The 3,293-nt window shown below is 50.7% G+C and carries 2 rRNA genes; both read left to right on the top strand.

The annotated features are described in order from the left end of the window. Positions 1–206: 206 nt before the first annotated feature. Positions 207–3,031 (top strand): 23S ribosomal RNA (locus H6G74_RS30810). Positions 3,032–3,155: 124 nt separating this feature from the next. Beyond that, positions 3,156–3,272: ribosomal RNA gene (gene rrf, locus H6G74_RS30805) — 5S ribosomal RNA — on the top strand. The last annotated feature ends 21 nt before the right edge of the window (positions 3,273–3,293 follow it).

The following is a 3,293-nucleotide window of genomic DNA, read 5'->3' as shown; positions in this document are numbered from 1 at the left end:
AAACAAAAAAAGGAAGAACAGCACCTAACGCATAGAAGAAGTTAGAATGCTGGGATAAATCCTAGCCAGAACCTTGAAAACTGCATAGAAACGCGAAAAAAGCAGGCAGTCAAAAAGTCAAAAGTGGAAAGTCAGAAAGCAAAAAAGCTGGAGACAAGAAGCAAAAGACAGATGATTGCATGGAAAAAGCCGAATGTATTGATTGTGGTCAAGCGAAAAAGGGCTCATGGTGGATACCTAGGCACACAGAGGCGAAGAAGGACGTGGTTACCGACGAAATACTCCGGGGAGTTGGAAGCAAACATTGAGCCGGAGGTGTCCGAATGGGGCAACCCTAAATACTGGCTGTTGAATATATAGACAGTCAAGAGCGAACCCAGCGAACTGAAACATCTTAGTAGCTGGAGGAAAAGAAATCAAAAGAGATTCCCTGAGTAGTGGTGAGCGAAAGGGGAAGAGCCTAAACCAAAGGATTTATCTTTTGGGGTAGTGGGACAGCAAAATCGAATCTAGAGGCTAGACGAAGCAGCTAAATACTGCACCAAAGAAAGTGAAAGTCTTGTAGTCGAAAGTCAAAGGATAGAAGCTGAATCCCGAGTAGCATGGGGCACGAGGAATCCCATGTGAATCAGCGAGGACCATCTCGTAAGGCTAAATACTACTGTGTGACCGATAGAGAACAAGTACCGCGAGGGAAAGGTGAAAAGAACCCCGGAAGGGGAGTGAAAAAGAACATGAAACCGTGAGCTTACAAGCAGTGGGAGTCCGATTAAACGGATGACCGCGTGCCTGTTGAAGAATGAGCCGGCGACTTATAGGCACTGGTAGGTTAAAGCGAGAATGCTGGAGCCAAAGGGAAACCGAGTCTGAAAAGGGCGAAAATCAGTGTTTATAGACCCGAACCCTGGTGATCTAACCATGGCCAGGATGAAGCTTGGGTAACACCAAGTGGAGGTCCGCACCGACCGATGTTGAAAAATCGGCGGATGAGCTGTGGTTAGGGGTGAAATGCCAATCGAACCAGGAGCTAGCTGGTTCTCCCCGAAATGTGTTGAGGCGCAGCGGTTGTGATTATAGTCGGGGGGTAAAGCACTGTTTCGGTGCGGGCTGGGAGACCGGTACCAAATCGAGACAAACTCAGAATACCCGATGGACACACAGCCAGTGAGACAGTGGGGGATAAGCTTCATTGTCAAGAGGGAAACAGCCCAGACCACCAGCTAAGGTCCCCAAATCATCACTAAGTGAGAAAGGAGGTGAGACTGCATAGACAACTAGGAGGTTTGCCTAGAAGCAGCCACCCTTGAAAGAGTGCGTAATAGCTCACTAGTCAAGCGGTCTTGCGCCGAAAATGAACGGGGCTAAGTGATGTACCGAAGCTGTGGGATTAACTAAACATTAATCGGTAGGGGAGCGTTCCGTAGTAGGGAGAAGCAGTAGCGGCGAGCAGCTGTGGACGAAACGGAAGTGAGAATGTCGGCTTGAGTAGCGCAAACATTGGTGAGAATCCAATGCCCCGAAACCCTAAGGGTTCCAGAGCCAGGTTCGTCCGCTCTGGGTGAGTCGGGTCCTAAGGCGAGGTCGAAAGGCGTAGTCGATGGACACAGGGTGAAGATTCCCTGACTACGATATGGGAGCATGGCAAGGGACGCATAAAAAATAGCTACACCCTAATTGGTTTGGGAGGGGTTTACGGACTCCGAGTAGTGAAAGATAGTGCCAAGAAAAGCTTGTGATGTGATGAACATATGGTACCCGTACCCGAAACCGACACAGGTAGGGAGGTTGAGTAAACTAAGGGGCGCGAGATAACTCTCTCTAAGGAACTCGGCAAAATGGCCCCGTAACTTCGGAAGAAGGGGTGCCCACGAGAGTGGGTCGCAGTGAAGAGATCCAGGCGACTGTTTACCAAAAACACAGGTCTCCGCAAACTCGTAAGAGGAAGTATGGGGGCTGACGCCTGCCCAGTGCCGGAAGGTTAAGGAAGTTGGTCAGTGGCAACATGAAGCTGACGACCGAAGCCCCGGTGAACGGCGGCCGTAACTATAACGGTCCTAAGGTAGCGAAATTCCTTGTCGGGTAAGTTCCGACCCGCACGAAAGGCGTAACGATCTGGATGGTGTCTCAGAGAGAGACTCGGCGAAATAGGAATGTCTGTGAAGATACGGACTGCCTGCACCTGGACAGAAAGACCCTATGAAGCTTTACTGTAGCCTGGAATGGTGTCCGGGCTTCGCTTGCGCAGGATAGGTGGGAAGCGATGAGATATTCCTTGTGGGGAATATGGAGCTAACGGTGAGATACCACTCTGGCGAAGCTAGGATTCTAACTCATCTCCGTGATCCGGAGAGAGGACAGTTTCAGGTGGGCAGTTTGACTGGGGCGGTCGCCTCCTAAAAGGTAACGGAGGCGCGCAAAGGTTCCCTCAGCACGCTTGGAAACCGTGCGGCGAGTGTAAAGGCATAAAGGGAGCTTGACTGCAAGACCGACAAGTCGAGCAGGTACGAAAGTAGGCCTTAGTGATCCGACGGCGCAGAGTGGAATGGCCGTCGCTCAACGGATAAAAGTTACTCTAGGGATAACAGGCTGATCTCCCCCAAGAGTCCACATCGACGGGGAGGTTTGGCACCTCGATGTCGGCTCATCGCAACCTGGGGCGGAAGTACGTCCCAAGGGTTGGGCTGTTCGCCCATTAAAGCGGTACGTGAGCTGGGTTCAGAACGTCGTGAGACAGTTCGGTCCATATCCGGTGCAGGCGTTAGAACATTGAGAGGAGCCTTCCTTAGTACGAGAGGACCGGGAAGGACGCACCGCTGGTGTACCAGTTATTGTACCAACAGTAGACGCTGGGTAGCCAAGTGCGGAGCGGATAACCGCTGAAAGCATCTAAGTGGGAAGCCCACCTCAAGATGAGTGTTCTCACTACTTTAAGTAGGTAAGGTCACCTGTAGAACACAGGTTCTTAGGCGGTAGGTGGAAGTGCAGTAATGTATGTAGCCGAGCCGTGCTAACAGACCGAGGGCTTGACCTCTCAAATTTGGTAAATATCGCGTTTCTTGCAGCCTTCAGGGCTTCTGTCAAGTTAAACTTCACTAGTTAAAACTTATTTCTTCACTTTTAACTTTTGACTTTTGACTTTTGCCTTATCAAGCTTTCCTGGTGCCTATGGCGCGGTGGAACCACACTGATACATCCCGAACTCAGAGGTGAAACGCTGCTGCGGCTACGATAGTTGGAGGGTTGCCTCCTGCCACAATTGCTCGGCGCCAGGTCTCTTTTTCCTAAAAAGCTCC

Origin of the sequence: Nostoc spongiaeforme FACHB-130, assembly GCF_014698475.1 — a bacterium.
GTDB lineage: Bacteria > Cyanobacteriota > Cyanobacteriia > Cyanobacteriales > Nostocaceae > Nostoc_B > Nostoc_B spongiaeforme.
The sequence above is the reverse complement of the archived record's forward strand: the minus strand, read 5'-3'. Positions and strand labels throughout refer to the sequence as shown.